14 protein-coding genes are annotated in these 16898 nt (G+C 51.1%); 8 read left to right on the top strand and 6 right to left on the bottom strand.

What is annotated here, in order from left to right; translation table 11 throughout:
- Window positions 1-551 precede the first annotated feature (551 nt).
- From ACXAD6_RS17850 to ACXAD6_RS17840, 3 genes are all read right to left on the bottom strand, one after another.
- Window positions 552-3656 (bottom strand): efflux RND transporter permease subunit, encoded by a 3105-nt coding sequence (locus tag ACXAD6_RS17850; RefSeq protein WP_474970057.1) that lies wholly within the window; start codon window positions 3654-3656, stop codon window positions 552-554.
- A 79-nt stretch (window positions 3657-3735) separates the two neighbouring features.
- The gene (locus tag ACXAD6_RS17845; RefSeq protein ID WP_474970056.1) at window positions 3736-5079 is read right to left on the bottom strand and encodes a sensor histidine kinase; all 1344 of its coding nucleotides are present in this window, start codon (window positions 5077-5079) and stop codon (window positions 3736-3738) included.
- Window positions 5076-5753 (bottom strand): response regulator transcription factor, encoded by a 678-nt coding sequence (locus tag ACXAD6_RS17840; RefSeq protein ID WP_474970458.1) that lies wholly within the window; start codon window positions 5751-5753, stop codon window positions 5076-5078. Before ACXAD6_RS17840 ends, ACXAD6_RS17845 begins: the two co-directional genes overlap by 4 nt.
- 316 nt (window positions 5754-6069) lie before the next feature.
- Here ACXAD6_RS17840 and ACXAD6_RS17835 point away from each other — a divergent pair, with 316 nt between their 5' ends.
- On the top strand, window positions 6070-7491 hold the full coding sequence (locus ACXAD6_RS17835; RefSeq protein ID WP_474970055.1) for a YfcC family protein: 1422 nt from the start codon (window positions 6070-6072) through the stop codon (window positions 7489-7491).
- 28 nt (window positions 7492-7519) lie between these two features.
- A complete protein-coding gene (locus ACXAD6_RS17830; RefSeq protein WP_474970054.1) occupies window positions 7520-8668 on the top strand; it encodes a M20 metallopeptidase family protein in 1149 nt (382 codons plus the stop codon).
- A 97-nt stretch (window positions 8669-8765) separates the two neighbouring features.
- On the opposite strand, the gene ACXAD6_RS17825 is transcribed toward ACXAD6_RS17830, so the two are convergent.
- Entirely contained in the window at window positions 8766-9551 is a 786-nt protein-coding gene (locus ACXAD6_RS17825) for an SDR family NAD(P)-dependent oxidoreductase (RefSeq protein WP_474970053.1), read from the bottom strand.
- A 300-nt stretch (window positions 9552-9851) separates the two neighbouring features.
- Between ACXAD6_RS17825 and ACXAD6_RS17820 the strand changes: the two genes are divergently transcribed.
- From ACXAD6_RS17820 to ACXAD6_RS17795, 6 genes are all read left to right on the top strand, one after another.
- A complete protein-coding gene (locus ACXAD6_RS17820; protein ID WP_474970457.1) occupies window positions 9852-10481 on the top strand; it encodes a 2OG-Fe(II) oxygenase in 630 nt (209 codons plus the stop codon).
- 143 nt (window positions 10482-10624) lie between these two features.
- Window positions 10625-11734 (top strand): GGDEF domain-containing protein, encoded by a 1110-nt coding sequence (locus ACXAD6_RS17815; RefSeq protein WP_474970052.1) that lies wholly within the window; start codon window positions 10625-10627, stop codon window positions 11732-11734.
- 87 nt (window positions 11735-11821) lie between these two features.
- Entirely contained in the window at window positions 11822-12760 is a 939-nt protein-coding gene (locus tag ACXAD6_RS17810; protein WP_474970051.1) for an ABC transporter substrate-binding protein, read from the top strand.
- A gap of 34 nt (window positions 12761-12794) precedes the next feature.
- Window positions 12795-13784, top strand: coding sequence for a FecCD family ABC transporter permease (locus ACXAD6_RS17805; RefSeq protein ID WP_474970050.1), 990 nt, complete (start codon window positions 12795-12797; stop codon window positions 13782-13784).
- A 15-nt stretch (window positions 13785-13799) separates the two neighbouring features.
- Window positions 13800-14801 carry a FecCD family ABC transporter permease gene (locus ACXAD6_RS17800; RefSeq protein ID WP_474970049.1) on the top strand — a complete coding sequence of 334 codons (1002 nt, stop codon included), beginning with the start codon at window positions 13800-13802 and terminating at the stop codon, window positions 14799-14801.
- A gap of 137 nt (window positions 14802-14938) precedes the next feature.
- Entirely contained in the window at window positions 14939-15805 is an 867-nt protein-coding gene (locus ACXAD6_RS17795; protein WP_474970048.1) for an alpha/beta fold hydrolase, read from the top strand.
- 525 nt (window positions 15806-16330) lie between these two features.
- Here the strand turns inward: ACXAD6_RS17795 and ACXAD6_RS17790 are convergent.
- Together ACXAD6_RS17790 and ACXAD6_RS17785 are read right to left on the bottom strand one after the other, a co-directional pair.
- Window positions 16331-16480, bottom strand: a complete 150-nt coding sequence (locus ACXAD6_RS17790; protein WP_474970047.1) for a hypothetical protein — start codon at window positions 16478-16480, stop codon at window positions 16331-16333.
- 198 nt (window positions 16481-16678) lie between these two features.
- Window positions 16679-16879 (bottom strand): hypothetical protein, encoded by a 201-nt coding sequence (locus ACXAD6_RS17785; RefSeq protein ID WP_474970046.1) that lies wholly within the window; start codon window positions 16877-16879, stop codon window positions 16679-16681.
- Window positions 16880-16898: the final 19 nt, after the last annotated feature.

Raw genomic sequence — 16898 nt, 5'->3', positions numbered from 1 at the left:
ATCCGTATCACTCACTTTTGCTTCGTTCCTGCTTTTTGATCTTGTGGTCGATCATGGACCACTTTAAAAGTACTCCCAGCGCAGCTATCATTGCTGATGCAAAATAAACCGTTTCTCCTGCTCCGTTAATATATAAGAATAGGGCAATGATTAATATAATAATAGATAAGACTTGTAATATTCGGGCTTTCCTCTCCATCGATGACATCATTTCCACTCCCATGTAAATTTTCTTGGCCTATGGTGATCAACCCGGCAACAGGCTGCCGGGTTCATAATTCATTCTCTCTTATATCTGTTTCTTTGGTTATTTTTTCATACTTAGATATCCTTTTTAAATACTTATAGTGAATGTCAGTAAAGGTAGTTAGTTTATGAATGAATAACGAACAAATCTATTGAAATCCAAGAAAAAGAGAATTAAATACATAAGCAGCGCTGTGTATATTCTTATTAATAATCAGCTTTTTGTCGCTTGAAATCACGATAAAAAATTTCAAAAAACGCGATAAAAGAACCCGCAGACCTCAAAGGCCTGCGGGCTCCATCATCTATTCCATTCTCCGGAACTTCCCAACCGCATAATAGAAGACCGGTACAAAAATCAAGGTGAGCAGCGTCGATGTCGTCAGGCCACCGATGACCGTAATCGCAAGTCCTTTGGATATCAGCCCGGAAGCCGAGTTCGAAAGGGCGAGCGGCACGAGAGCGAAGATCGTGGCCAGGGCGGTCATGAGAATCGGACGCAGACGCGTACGGGACGCTTCGACGATCGCTTCTGTGAGCTCGTAGCCTTCGCGGCGGTTGCTTTCGACGCGGTCAAGCAGCACGACGGCATTGGTGACGACGATTCCGATCAGCATCAGCATTCCGATCATTGCACTCATTGACAGCGTCTGGCCGGATAGGAACAAGCCGGCGAGCGAGCCGATCGGGATGAAGATCAGGGAGGATAGGATGACAATCGGTGTCAGGATGCCCCCGAACGTAATGCTGAGTACAAGGAACACGAGTCCGACAGCAGCGGCCATGGCAAGCCCGAGGTCGGCGAAGCCTTCATTAATCATTTCCAGTCCTCCGGTCAGTTCCACTTCCACGCTGTCCGGCAGGGTGAGGGAATCGACATCGGCCTCCACGTCACGGGAAACGGCAGCGGTGTCGTCTCCGATGATCGTCGCGGAGACCGTGCTTGCCGTTTCACCGTCCTGGTGCTTGATGGATTTCGGCACCTCCACTTCCTCAATCGAAGCGATTTCCTGCAGCTCTTTGGCCCCGTCCTGTGTCATGATGGTATACGTTTCGATATCCGCCTTCTTTGTGAAGGTTTCATCGAAGGAAAGCTCCATCTCCCATTCCTCAGTCAGGGTGAGCGTGCCGCCATCAAGGGGCTGAAGCCGTTCGCGGATCGGCTGCATCAGCTGATACGGACTCACACCGAGCTCTCTGCCATCTTCATTAAGGGAAATATCGTATTTCGTCTGCGTATCCTCCATATCGTTGGATACATTCTTTAATTGATCGTTTTGTTCAAAAAGCTGGGCGACCTGGTTGGCGGCCTCTCTCAAATCTTCATTCTCATCACTGTACAAATTCACATCAATCGTATTGCCGGATGGCGGTCCATCCTGCTGGACTTCCGCAGCACTTACAACAGCCTCCGGATAGGCTTCCTGCGCCTGGGCAAGCAGATCTTCCTCATAGTCGTTCATTACTGCATCGGCTTGGACGTCCTCCTGAAGCTGGACGTAGAAGCGGGCGATGTTTTCAGAAACAGATGCATTCATGCCTGGAAGCTGCCGCTGGCTGGAAAAGCCGATGGATACCTGCGTGTAGTCGATCTGATCGTCATCCAGAAGGGTGGCTTCCATTGACTGCGCAAGCGCTGTCGTTTCTTCAAACGTCGTCTCATCCGGAAGGGTCAGTTCGACTTCGAACGTTTCACTGCCTTCACTCGGCAGGAACGATACGCCGAGTGCCGGAATGAAGGAGAACGATCCGAACAACAGGACGAACGAAAGGGTGAAGACGAGTCCTTTCTTCTTCAAGGATCCTCTTAAGAATTTTTCATACCATGTGGCCAGCCGGCTCGATTTTTCCTCGTGCTTCACGTCCTTGAAGAAGAACTTGCCGAGCACAGGGATGAGCATCAGCGCGACCAGCAGGGAGATGGTGATCGAGAACACGACGGCGAGACTGAACGGTCGGAAAAACTCGCCGAGAATACCGCCGACAAAGGCGAGCGGCAGGAAGACGATTAGTGTCGCAATCGTGGAAGAGGCGACAGCGCCGAGCACTTCCTTCGTCGCCTTGAAGACGACATCCCGCTGCTTCATATCCGGATACTGCTGTTTCCAGCGGTAGATGTTCTCGATGACGACGATGCTGTCATCGACAATTCGACCGACGGCGACGGCCATACCGCCGAGTGTCATAATGTTCAACGTATAATCAAATGTTTCAAGCAGGGCGATCGATCCGAGAATTGAAATCGGCAGCGACAGAATCGCGATGATCGTCGCCCGGATGTTTCTTAGGAAAAGCAGGATGACGATGACGGTGAACAAGGCCCCGAACCCGCCCTCCTTCAACAGCGCGGAGATAGATTTGTTCACTTCTTCGCCCTGGTCGAGAACGGTATACAGCTCATAGCCGCTGTCATCCACTTCTTCATTCAAATAGGACTTCACCGCATCAGCAACATCGGCGGTGTTGGCGTCCTGGGCTTTTGTTACTTCAATCAATACACTGTCTTCCCCATTGAAACGGGAGACTTCGCTGCGCTCGGTCACTTGAGTGATATCGGCGATTTCCCCGAGGGTCACTTCCTGAGGGGCTTCCGCCTCTACAGCTGCATTTGCTTGTGATTCTGCGGCAGCCTCAGCACCTGCATTTTGTGGTGGCTGCTGCTGTTGAGCACCGGCCGATGTAACCGGAAGGGTGAGGTCTTCAAGAGCAGTCACATCATCAAGTGTTCCTGTGATTTCCACCGGCGTGGACAGACCGTCCTGCTGGAGGGATCCGGCGGGAAGCTTGTATTCGGACTGCTCAACAGCCTCAAGGATGGAAGACAGGGTCAGTCCGTACGTGGAAGCTTCTTCTTCATCCACTTCGATCTGCAGCTTCGATTCCTCACTTCCTGTCACCTGCACACCAGCTACACCTTCAAGGTTCTCAAGCTTCGGAACGATCGTATCTTCTACATCGGCCTGCAGCGCCTGCAGGTCCTCGGAGGAAAGTGCGGCCTGGTAGATCGGTGTCGAGTTGATCGACAGGGCGGTCACCTCGGTTTCCGCATCCTCCGGTGTCGTTACATCGGCGATTGCATTGGTGATGTCTGATTGAGCTTCTTCGATATCTTCACCGAATGGATAGGTGATGGTGATAAAAGACGCGTTCTCCTGAGACGTACTCGTCATCGCGTCATAGTCTTCCATGTTCAGAAGGGCTTCCTCGAGAGGCGTGGTCACGTTTTCCTCCACTTCCTCCGTCGAGGCGTTCGGATAGACCGTCTGGACCGTCAGGACAGGAAAGCTGACGTCCGGGAAGGTTTCCACTTTGATTTTGTTCGTCGCAAAGATCCCCATGGCGATCACAAGGACCGTCAGAATCAGGACGGCGACCGTATTTTTTAAGCTGAATTTAGTTAACCAGTTCATACATCAGGGCTCCTTTTTCAAGATGGTAGCCTTATCATAAAACCGTTGTATGAACTGAATATGAACAACCACAATTTTTTCAGCGGCAGGGGAGATGGACAGTGAAAGCTGCGCCCTCTCCGGGACGGCTCGTCACGTCGATGGTTCCGTCGTGAAGCTGGACGATTCTTTCGGCGATCGATAAGCCGAGGCCGCTTCCGCCTTGTTTTCTCGTCCTTGATTTGTCCGCTTTGTAAAAACGCTCGAAAATCCGCTGCTGATCCTCGGGGCTCATGCCTTCACCGTCATCTATGATGGTCACTTCTGCACCATCCGTATCTGCCTTCAGACGAACGGCAATCGTTCCTTCCGGCTCTGTATGGCGGATGGCGTTGCTGAGGATGTTCACCCACACCTGCTCGAGCTGGTCGGCATCTCCGTAAAGGCTGCAATCCTCAAGATTTGCGTCGATGGTGATTTTTTTATCCGACCACTGCGGCTCCATGTGGGCGAGTACCCGCCGGAGCTGTTCATCCAGCTTGTAGGAGGATGGCTCATACGGCGGGTGGTCGCTGTCGAGAGTGGCCAGATTCAATAAATTCTGGCTGAGGGCTGACAGACGGCGGCTTTCCTTTTCGATGATGTCGTAGTAGGCCTGCCTGCTTTCCTCATCTGTGGCGACGCCGTCTTTCAAGGCTCGGGCAAAGCCCTGGATGGATGTGAGCGGAGACTGGATTTCATGCGAGACGTTGGAGACGAACTGCTGGCGCATGCCGTCCAGTTCACCGAGCCCGTGGGCCATCTGATTGAAGCTGTGGGCCAGGCTGCCGAGCTCGTCCTTCCGCTTCGTCTCCACTTGGACATCGAAGTTACCTTTGGCAAGCTCGCCGGCCGTTTCCGTCATCGCTTTGATCGGTCTGACAATCCAGCGCGTCGAAAGAATGAACACGAAGCTTCCAATCAACAGAACGGTCAGAAAAAGGATAAGGACGATCTGGCGGAAGCCTTCGAAAAAGAATTCAAAATCCGGCCGCAGAAACAACGCGTAGGAGCTGCCGTCCTTCTCAAAAGGGAGTCCGATGTTGATCCGGGGAGGGAGCAGGTACTCGTTATGGACGTCGCCGTTCAGCACGCGCTCGACGTCGGCCTGATCGATATCCCAGTCCTGTCCTTCCTCGTAATAAAGGCTTTTCTCCGCATCGTCCTTAAACAGCAGCACTTCAAAGCTGCCCGAGCTCATGGCGTCGAGATAGAGGTCGGCATCGGTGTCCGACTCTTTTTTATACAGCTCAATGAACTCCTTCCCGATATTCACCATCTGGGTTTCCAGTTTCTCCGCCACCTGCAGGGCGTGGAGCCGTCCGGAAATCGAAAACGTGATGACGAGCCCGATGACGATGGCAGCGATGAATGTCACGACGATTTGAGCATACAAGCTTTTCAAGACGTGACCTCCTCCATCCGGTAGCCGACACCGCGGATCGTCTTCACGGATATGCCGGCGCCTTTTTTCTTCAGTTTGTCGCGGATCCGTTTGATATGAACGTCAACGGTGCGGTCGTCGCCTTCGTACTCGAATCCCCAGATCCGCTCAATCAGCTGGTTGCGGGTGAAGATCTGCTCCGGATAGGAAGCGAGGGTATACAGCAGCTCGAATTCCTTCAGCGGCCACAGTTCACTTTCTCCGTTGATGGTGATCGTTTTGTTCGTTTCGTAGAGCGTGACATTTCCGGCTTCAATCGTATGAGAGGCACGGATGTGGTAGCGCCGCAGCAGCGCTTTGATGCGCATCATCAGCTCCACAGGCTCGAACGGCTTCACGATGTAATCATCGGTCCCAAGTTCGAATCCTTTCACTTTATCCTGGACCTCTCCCTTCGCTGTCACCATAAGAACCGGGATTTCATAGAAGCGGCGGATTTCTCTGCACAGCTCATAGCCGTCCATGTTCGGCATCATCACGTCGATGACAGCGAGGTCGACGGCGGTGGAGCCGAGCACGTCAAGCGCCTGTTCGCCATCATCGGCGGTCAGCGCTTCGTAGCCTTCGTTTTTTATGTACATCGTGATCAGCTGCTGAATATGTGGATCGTCGTCGACGACGAGAATATGGATCATCAGCCGCCCTCCTTGCTTTCGTTTTTTAGTTGTAGTGTACCACAGCCGCCCGATCTGCTTCCGTCTTCTCTTGGAAGGATCTTCATTTTTTTCTGCCATCGATTGGGAAAAAGGGCTTGCAAAATCTATGAATATGAAATACAATAACATGAATAAAAATTCATAGATTCACACATCAGGACAAACAGACAGCCAGACACTCAGTAGTAGGATACAAGTGAAGCGTGACTTCAATATGTATAGAGGCAATGAGTATGGTTCAGCAGCGGGTCCTCGCTGCTTTTTTGTTTGGATAGAAAAAGAGGGGGAGCACAACATGTTACAGAATGAAAAACAGACTGCCCGGGAGCCACAGCAGAAACAGGAGAAAAAAGGCATCAACATCAACGCTTTTGTACTGATCTTCTCTGTGATCGTCCTGGCTGCCATCTTGACGTACATCGTGCCGGCAGGAGAGTATGAAAGAGTCGATCAGGACGGCCGTACCGTCGTCGTACCCGATTCGTTCCAGTTCACCGAACAGTCGCCGGTCGGATTTTTTGATATTTTTACAAGTGTTCATACAGGGCTCGTCAATAGCGCGGGCATCATCTTTTTCGTATTGATCGTCGGAGGGTCTTTCGGGATCTTAAGTGCGACTGGTGCGCTTGATGCGCTGATTCGGACGCTGACGAAAAAGCTTGGCGACAAGGAGCTGCTTTTGATTCCAGCACTGACGCTGTTGTTTGCGGTGATGGGATCATTGATGGGGCTGGCTGAGGAGACGATCATTTACATTGCCATCGTCGTGCCGCTTGCGATGTCGCTCGGGTTTGATGCGATCGTCGGTTATGCGGTGGTTGCCCTGGGGGCGAACATCGGCTTTATGAGTGCTTTGACCAACCCGTTCAACGTCGGTGTGGCCCAGAGTGTCGCAGAACTGCCGATGTTTTCCGGCATGGGGCTGCGTCTCGTGCTGCTGGCCACCTTTTACGTGGCGGCTGTGCTTTACATTTACCGTTATGCAAGAAAAGTGAAGAAAAATCCGGAGCTCCGCTACATGGGCACGTTTTCCGAGAACAAGCCGAAAATGGCCGGACCGGCGAAGCTTGAAACGCGTCACAAAGTGATTTTGACTATTTTTCTATTAAACTTTGTCGTGCTGATTTACGGTGTGCTTCAGCTTGGCTGGTACATTACCGAAATCGCCGCTCTCTTCCTGTTGTTCGGCATCATCGTCGGCGCCATCGGGAAATTGAAGCCGAACGAAATGGCGGACAGCTTGATGGACGGGGCGAAAAAAGTGATGACAGGGGCGTTGATCATCGGGTTCGCCCAGGCGATCCTCGTCGTCTTCCAGGAAGGACTGCTGATGGATTCTGTCCTGTATTTTGCGTCTTCCGTACTGAATCAGCTGCCTCCGGTGTTCAACGCAGCCGGCATGTTTTTCGTCCAGCTGTTCTTGAATTTCCTGATCCCATCCGGAAGCGGACAGGCGGCGCTTACGATGCCGATCATGGCGCCGCTGGCGGACCTTGTCGGAGTGACGAGGCAGACGGCTGTTCTTGCTTTCCAGCTTGGGGACGGGATTTCCAATACGATCTTCCCGACCTCCGGCGTCTTGATAGCCGGCCTTGCGATGGCGGGCATCCCTTATACGAAATGGGCGAAGTGGGTCTTCCCATTCATCCTTATTGAAGTGGGACTTGCGCTTGTATTTTTATTCATCGCCCACACCATCCAGTACGGCCCATTCTGATCAGTCTTTATAACAGGAGGAACACGTCATGACACACACAACAGCTGAATTGACCCAATGGACGGTGCAGCAGCGCCGTCATTTCCATAAACATCCGGAGCTTTCCGGACAAGAACATAATACCGCCGCCTATGTGAAGGAGCGCCTTGAGGCGTTCGGCATTCCCCTGCTTGACGGCTTCACAGCGCCGAACGTCGTGGCGTTCTTCAAAGGAACCGAAGGGAGCCGGACGGTTGCCTTGAGAGCCGACATGGACGCCCTGCCGGTGCACGAGCAGGTGGAAAAGCCGTTCTCTTCCACGGTTCCCGGCGTGATGCACGCCTGTGGGCACGATGCCCACACGGCGACACTGCTTGGAGCAGCGAAGTGGATGAGTGAGCATCCGGAGCTTGTGAAAAACAACATCGTGCTCATTTTCCAAAGCTCGGAGGAGGAATCGCCAAGTGGTGCCCAGCAGCTCGTCAAAGATGGAGTGCTTGAAGGCGTGGATGCCATCTACGGCCTGCACTACATGTCCAATGTAGCTTTGGGGAAAGTCGGCTTTGCGGAAGGTTTTTCGATGGCGTCCAGTGACGATTTTGACATTGTCATCGAAGGAAACGGCGGCCACGGCGGCATTCCGCAGGATACGGTCGATCCGATTTATGTCGCGACACATTTGATCCAGAGCTTCCAGTCGATCATCAGCCGGAACCTGAATCCTTTTCACCCGGGCGTCATTTCGTTCGGCAAGATGGAAGCGGGCAATTCCTACAACGTCATTCCCGACCAGGTGACGCTGAAAGGGACGATCCGTGCACTCAGCTTTGAAGGTCAGGAGCTGATGTACAAGCGCACGGTCGAGCTGACAGAAAAAATCAGCGACAGCTTCGGCGCTGTCGGCCACTACCATTACATCGAAGGCACGCCGCCGGTGTACAACCATCCGGAAGCCTGTGCCACGGCCCGCGGCATCATCCAGTCGACGTTCGGAGACGATGTGTTTACAGAGGTGGAACCGACGATGGGAGCGGAAGACTTCGGCTATTACTTGAAGGAGAAAACCGGAGCTTTCATTAATGTCGGGATGGCAGGGGAGAAGAGTGCGTATCCCCATCACCATCCGAAGTTTGATGTGGATGAAGATACCATTCCGACGGGGCTTGAGCTGATGATTCAGCTGGCTTTGAGAGGATAATAGAAGCGTATTTTCATATCCTTTTGAAAATGAGAATTGAACAAAAGGGGGGATCTTCTGTTAAACAGAAGATCCCCCCTTTTATGAAAAGAAAATATTACTGCTGAGGCTTGGCTTTTTCCGCATGCTTCGCTGCCAGAACATCTTCGGCCGTTCGTTTATTTTCCTCGGCTTCTTTTTTCGTCGCTTCATCTCCACCGACGACTTGATCCACTTTGTTCTTCAGAGCTTCATACCCCTGCCTGGCGACTAGTTCTTTATCGTTTTTGTTGTTCTCGTCTCCAAAGTAAGTATCATCCATACCGGCATTGTGGTGGAAGCTTGTGTTTGTGGCACCAGGAAGCATGGCGGTCACATTGACGCCGGTTTCTTTCAGCTCTTCTCTTAATGCTTCAGCAAACATGAATCCGAATGCCTTGGATGGACCGTAGACCGTTTCGTAAGGCGTAGGTAATGTCGCTGATACCGAAGAGACGATCATGATGTCGCCTGCTTGATTCGGAACCATATGCTGAACGACGCGCTTAGCCATATGGACGGTTCCTGAGACATTGATGTCGATGAGCTTCAACTCTTCTTGTAGATCATTTTCCAGGAAGGATCCTCCCATGCCGATGCCGACATTGAGAACAGCCGCATCCAGGTTTCTTTCTTTGTTTTTCACAAACTGCCAGAAAGCCTCCACCCCATCATACGTCGATGCATCCGCCTGGAATGGATAAGCTTCCACTCCTAATTCTTCGATTTCTTCTGCGGATTGATAGATGGTTTCACTGGACCCGGACATTGCCACGTCATAGCCATCATTCGCAAATAATTTAGCCAGTTCAAAACCGAGCCCTGATGTAGATCCTGTGATCATTACTAATTTTCTATCTGTCATCGTAACCACTCCTCAAAATATATATAGGGAACCATACTTTTTCGTTATCAAGCATCTGCGCATGAGAGATGAATTCCCACAGGCTGTACATATCAAACATGAGGGGAGCCCGGGAAGGCGTGTGGTTTCAATAAAGAAGGAAGGGTAATTGTGACCAATTTCAAAAATATTTTGAAAAATTAAGGAAATTTAAGTAAAAAGATGGTAAAATACTTCTCATATCCTGAAAATCCATTCAGGAGCGAACGCTTTTTTGAAAGCGTTTCATCATTATGAGGAAAAGGTGAAGGACACGTGAATATGCAAGTGAAAGAAGTATCTATTTTCGACCATAAGGGAAACCGGATTGTCACCGACGACCGTGAAATTTCTGTGATTGCGAAGATGGAGGATCCGAAAATCGTCATTCTGGGAAATGTGGTCAGTGATGAAGAATGCGACAGTCTCATCCAGCTGTCCAAAGACCGGATGGACCGTTCCAAAATCGGCTCCAGCCGTGATGTGAGCGAGATCCGGACGAGCAGCAGCACATTTATTCCGGAAGACGATGTGAAGGCACGAGTCGAGAAGCGGATGGCGCAGATCATGAACGTACCCGTCGAACATGGAGAAGGACTTCACATGTTGAACTATAAGCCCGGCCAGGAATATAAGGCCCATTATGATTATTTCCGTGCCAATTCAAGAGCGGCGGCCAATCCGAGGATTTCTACGCTGGTGATTTACTTGAACGATGTCGAGGAAGGCGGAGAGACGTATTTTCCGCATATGAATCTATCGGTATCCCCGCAAAAAGGGATGGCGGTCTACTTTGAATACTTCTACAATGATAGGGAGTTGAATGAACGGACGCTTCACGGCGGATCGCCTGTCATTGAAGGGGAAAAGTGGGCAGCAACGATGTGGGTGAGACGTAAACAGTACAGATAAAGCAGACACCTTCCTAATAGAGGAGGGTGTTTTTTACTCTTTTTGTTCATTATAATGTTTTGACTAGCCTGAATTTTCGAAGTATGATATAGAAAAATAGGCGGAAAGCACCACGAAAGGCATCGAAAAAGAGGAGCAGGGTGATGGACTATTTTGTACAGTTCCAGTTGAACGTATTTGCGCTTCTTTGTCTGGCTGTCCTGTATGTCATTATGAGAACGAAATCCAAGGTGGAAAGCTTCGGAAAGCGTCTGCTCCGGATGATTATGGCAGCCACTGCAGCGGCTGTCATCCTTGAACCGCTCACGTGGATCTTCGACCGGAAGCTTTTTTTCGGAGCGTATCTGCTGGAGTATTGGACGAACTTCGGCTTGTTTCTCATCGGCCCTGTCCTCGGTGGTCTGATGCTTTCGTATGTGGATTATCATCTCTTCAAAGCCCCTTCGCGTGTGTATAAGAAGCTGTTTTATCTGCACATGACCATCTTCACGTTCGTTGTTCTCCTGATCAATGTATTTTACCCTGTTTACTTTGACGTGGACCCTGTCGTCAACGGTTTCAGCAGCGGACCGCTCAAAGAATTTCACTACCTCATCCTTGCCGGCATTTACATTTCGATGTTCCGGTTACTGATTAAGAATAAACCAAGAGTCAGCCGCTCGACGTACTGGATTTTCACCGTTTTCTTTGCACTGCCGATTGGCGGCATGATTGTCCAGCTGTTCGATTCCAAGCTGTATTTTTCGTGGACGTCGATCGTGCTTGGAATTCTCGTCGCCTATACGTTTTTGGAATCGACGACGTCAGAGCAGGATTTCCTCACAAAACTGTATAACCGGCAGAGCTATGAAATCTACCTCAATCATATGACCGAAATCCGCCGGCCTTTCGGGATCATTCTCATCGATCTCGATCATTTCAAGGAAATCAATGACCATTTCGGCCACCAGCAGGGGGATCAGGTGCTTATTGAGTTTGCGGGGGTGCTGGAGAAAACGTTCAAAAACCATGGGCTGCCGGCCCGGCTGGGCGGGGATGAGTTCGTCATCGTCTTTCATGAAGGAGAACATCTGGTCAGGGAATCCATGGAAAAAGTATCTGCCCGTCTGCAGACGTACCAGGATCCATTCATCCGAAACCTTCAGTTCAGCTATGGATGGTCCTGTTACGAAGAGGGCATGTCGATGGAAGATCTGTATACATCAGCCGATCAGAAAATGTATAAGGATAAGCGGGAAGGGCGCCTTATGTGAGCCCTCCTGCTTTTTTTATATTGCATAATCCAGAACAGTTGGTGTAACATTGATAATCATTATCAGTTTACATAAGGAGGAAGTTATATGAAATCGTGGTTGAAGTGGATTGGGATCGTTCTCATCCTTGTCGTGGCAGCTGCCTGCTCGCAGCAGGAAGAAGAATCTGCTGCATCAGAAGAAACAGAAGGAATCGAGGTTCAGCATGAGCTTGGTACGACGACTGTACCGGAAAACGCTGAAGATGTCGTCACTCTGGAGCTTGGAGTGACAGAAACGGTGGCCGCACTGGGGATAAAACCTGTCGGGGTTGCGGATGATGACCGCCCGGAACGGATTGCCGCATCAACAATGGAAGTCATTGAAGGCTACAAATCTGTAGGCGCTCGTTCTGAGCCCAGCTTGGAACTGATCCGTACGCTTCAGCCGGATGTGATTATTGCGGATGTGGACCGCCATGAGGCCATTTACGAAGAGCTGAGCGCGATTGCACCAACCGTGGCCGTCGTGAACGATGCCGCGGATTATCAGGATGTGTTAACGGCTACAGAAACGATTGGAAAAGCGCTCGATCGTGAAGATGAAACAGAAGAGCTTCTCGATGAGCACCAGACGATGCTCAATGATCTGAAGGAAAACCTCGAGGGTGTGGAAGGAACGGTCCTGCAGGCGCAGTATACGGAAAGCAATATCTTCGGAGCTCCGACATCCTCCTTCTTTATGCCGAGCTTCATGGAGGAAGCCGGACTGGATTATGCGCTCCAGAACGAAGAGGAGACTTCCGAGGATCTGACTATTGAACAGCTTCTGAAAATAGATCCGGACACGCTTCTTTTGACGAAGAACGAAGATGATCCTTCCGTAAAGGAACAGTTGAAGGATGATAAGCTGTGGAACCAGCTGACAGCCGTGAAGGAAGACCGTGTCTTTGAGCTGGACCACAATGATTGGTCCCGCCGCCGCAGTATTCCGGCAGTCAACGAGCAGATGGACCAACTGAAGGAGATATTTGCGTCCCAGAAGTGACCGCACTGAAATTTTTTAAACCGTAGGTGAGTATATGCGTGCCCGGAAACTGATGCTTGTATATGGAACATCGTTTTTACTATTGCTGGCGGGGGCCTGGTTTTCCTTGAAGATCGGCGCCTTCTCCTTTACAACCGAAGAGCTTGTTCGCTTCCTGCAGGAAGGCGGCTCAACGAATGAAGCGCTCGTCTTATACGATGTGCGTCTTCCACGACTGATCACCGCTGTTCTTGTAGGAGCCAACATGGCCGTCGCCGGGGCGCTTGTCCAGAGTCTCACCCAGAACCCGCTGGCCTCTCCGAGTGTCCTCGGGATTAATGCCGGTGCATCGTTTTTCGTGGTCGCCGGCATCCTTTTCATGCCGTCTCTGACAGGACTATCTCTTGTCGGTGCCGGCTTTTTAGGTGGAGCGCTCGCTGCCGGTGTCATTTTCCTGATGAGTGCTGTTCTTCAGGGCGGGCGGATGCTTGTGAAAATCGCCCTCGTCGGTGTCGTCATCCAGTCGCTGTTCGCCTCCGGGACACAGTCGCTGATGCTGTTCAATGAAGAGTCGATCCACCAGATACTCGTCTGGCTCACAGGGACCGTCGCGGGTTCCACTTGGGAAGATGTGCGGATTCTTCTTCCATTGACGCTCCTTGGTCTGATTACGGCAGTCATCATGTCAAAAGCCTTGTCCGTGATGTCACTGGGAGAGGATGTCGCCCGCGGTCTTGGGCAGCAGGTACGCCTTCAGAAAACTGCTGTGATTCTCCTCGTCGTCGTGCTGGCAGGAGCGTCGGTCGCTTTTACCGGACCGATCGGATTTGTCGGACTGATCGTTCCACACATCGTCCGTTACCTTGTCGGGCCCCGGCATGCGCTGGTCCTTCCGGCAAGTGCCCTGATCGGAGCAGCTCTTCTCGTCCTGGCCGATGTAGGGTCGCGGTTTATTTCCTTCCCGTCTGAAACACCGGTCGGAATCGTCACAGCCCTGATTGGTGCTCCTTATTTCATTTATCTCGCCCGAAAGACTCAACGTTAGAAAGGAAACCCTTGTATGCTGAGACGTCATCCATCTTTCATTCTTACCGTTACGGCTGCAGCTGTCTTGATCCTGGCCATCATCAACGTCGGCATCGGTGATGTTTTTATCCCCCCTTTGGAAATCGTGCAGATGCTGGTTGGACAGGGAGACGCAGACCTCCGATATATCGTGTTCAACTACCGGGCACCGCGGATCGTTCTTGCTGTGCTGGTGGGGGGATCATTGGCTGTAGCCGGTGTGATTATGCAGACGATATTGAATAACTCACTGGCGGCCCCCGATACGCTCGGAGTTTCCGGAGGAGCAGCGGTGACAGCGCTTGTGACAGCGAGCCTTCTTCCGTCCATGTCAATCACGTCTGTGAGTTTAGCGGCCTTCATCGGGGGAGCAGCTGCCGCATTTATCGTCTATGCCCTGGCTTATAAAGACGGAGCCAATCCAGTCCGGCTCGCCCTTGTCGGCGTCTCGGTCAGCGCCCTCTGCGGCTCCGGCGTCGAGCTTAGTCTATTGAAGCTCGACGCCAACGCTCAGACGTCCCTGCTCTGGCTGAACGGAAGCCTGTTCGGTCGCACATGGGATCAAGTGCTGACGCTCGCACCCATCACATTCGGCATCGTTATAGTCCTGCTGTTGTTTACGAAAACGCTGGACTCCTTGAAGCTCGGCGGACAGATCGCGATGGGCCTTGGCGTCTCCGTGGAAAAAATGAAGATGCTCCTGCTCGGATTGAGCACCCTGCTGACGGGTGTGAGTGTGTCGGCTGTCGGGATGATCGGCTTCGTCGGTCTCATCAGCCCCCATATTACGAGGCAGCTTGTCGGCCTGCAGCACCGCTATGTTCTGCCCGGAGCGGCCCTCGTCGGAAGCTTTCTTCTCCTGTTGGCGGATACGATCGGCCGCAGTGTGCTGCAACCGCTGGAAATCCCAGCCGGCATCGTCATCTCCCTGATTGGAGCCCCATACTTTTTGTTTCTGCTTTATCAGGAATCTAAACAAGGGAAAAGAGGAGCCTGAAGGACTGGTCATACACAGTCCTTTTTTCTTGGGTTTTAATTCCTATTTTTCCAAATCACCTGCCTTCTCGTTTGTGAAATTCATCCAAGAGGCGTAATGTGTCTCGATGATAGAATGTTCAGAAAGGATGGATAGCGATGTGGAAAAAAGATTACGTAACCATCAATGACGTGGACCTGCACTATGTTACAGCCGGAGAGGGGAAGCTGATGCTGTTCCTGCACGGTTTTCCTTACTTCTGGTACAACTGGCACCATCAGATCGAAGAATTCTCCAAGGATTATCAAGTGGTGGCTGTCGATATGCGGGGCTACAACCTGTCGGACAAACCGGAGGATGTGGCTTCCTATGACATGTCAATTCTCGTGGATGATGTAAAAAAGCTGATTGAAGCCTTTGGGGAAAAGGAATGCATCCTCGTCGGACATGACTGGGGCGGAGCGGTCGCATGGACACTTGCCTACTCAAGTCCGGAATACATCAGCAGACTGATCATGTTTGATGCGCCGCATCCGTACACATTCCGCCGTGAGCTGGCTGAAAATCCGGCACAGCGGGAGGCGTCGAGCTATATGGGCTATTTCCAGCGCCTGGATTCCCACGAGCGTCTGTTAGCCAACGATGGAGAGAAGCTGCGCCAGATGCTGTTTGATCCACTCGTGGCAAAAGGGGCGATGACCGAGGCGGAGGTCGAGAAGTACATAGAGGCTTGGAAGCAGCCCGGTGCTATGAAGGCGATGCTGAACTATTACCGTGCGATTTCGTTCTATCCGTTTGAAGAGCATGTGAAGCAGCCGGTACAGCTGCCTTATGAGCAGTTTCATCAGCCGGTGCTGCAGTTCTGGGGCGATGCAGACGCCGCCTTTGAAAACAGCAACCTCGATGGGATGGAAGAGTACCTGTCTGATCTGACCATCCACCGCTTCCCGGGTGTCGGACATGCGCCGCACCTTGAAAAACCGGACGAAGTGAACCGGTTGATGCGTGAATTTTTAACGGAGTAATAATAGAAAGGCCGTTCCTGAAAAGGGGCGGCCTTTTGGCTTCAGAGGTTTCTCTACAAGCTTTTTTCTTTCTTACCGCCAGGAGCGAAAGCCCCTTCCTTTTCCGCGTACGAGCGCCCGAGCTTCCTCGCAACACCCACGCTCGGCGATCTCGGATCACTCGTTCTTCCGCAGGAGTGGAAGGGGGAACCGCTCCTTGGGAGTTCTTTAACATCGACAAAGTCTCCTTCACCCCGCTCACCCTTGCTGGATGGAGGATAATCTTTTTCATAGTACGGGAGGCGGCTGTCATCAGCGCCTGTTCTTTTGAATCTGCATAGGGCACAATCTCTTTCCTATACACTAACGTCGGCACGAGGAGCGTTCGGTGGTGATGCCCGCGGCAAGCATCCACCGATAAGCGGAACGTGACCCTTCCTACGACAAATGGCCAACTCTAACTGATTAACACAGGCTTTTTCTACAGCCAAAGGAGCTGCCTACGATAGACAGCTCCTTACACTTATACACCACTATGCTGTGTAACTATCGATTTTCTTTGATGATCTGGTAGATGCCTAATGCGATGAACACCATTGCAATTCCAATTTCTACTTTGAAAATCAAGGAGAATCCCGGGAAAACTTCTGCTTCCAGCGGGCCTGCAGATCCTGCTATGTCTAATCTTTGTAACATGATCCATTGGGTATACATCATGACCAGGGTGTAATGAGCAAAAGCACCTATCAAAAGAAATAAGCCATACTTCATATAAACCACGTTCAAACCACTCCTCTGCTCATTATTTATGGTTGATCCCGCACATTCAACCTTACGTTTCAATCGATTGAAATTTATTTCCTTCCATAACGGTCTTCATTCAATCAATGGATTTCAATTCCGCCCGTACTTCACCCATTTTATTGTCAACGAAGAAAATAGATAGGCGGCCATGACCAGTATAGGAACCACCAGAAGGGCAATCAGGTTCGTTTTCCAGGTTAATGGCACCATTCGTTCCCAGATCTCCCCTGTGATTTTCCATAAAACAGAAAAGTAGAAGAGAAAAATAATGATCGAAGCGATTGTTTTCATGGGAGCTTCCGCCTCCTTT

It is taken from the genome of Halobacillus sp. ABH2_015, from assembly GCF_056158945.1.
The sequence above is the reverse complement of the archived record's forward strand: the minus strand, read 5'-3'. Positions and strand labels throughout refer to the sequence as shown.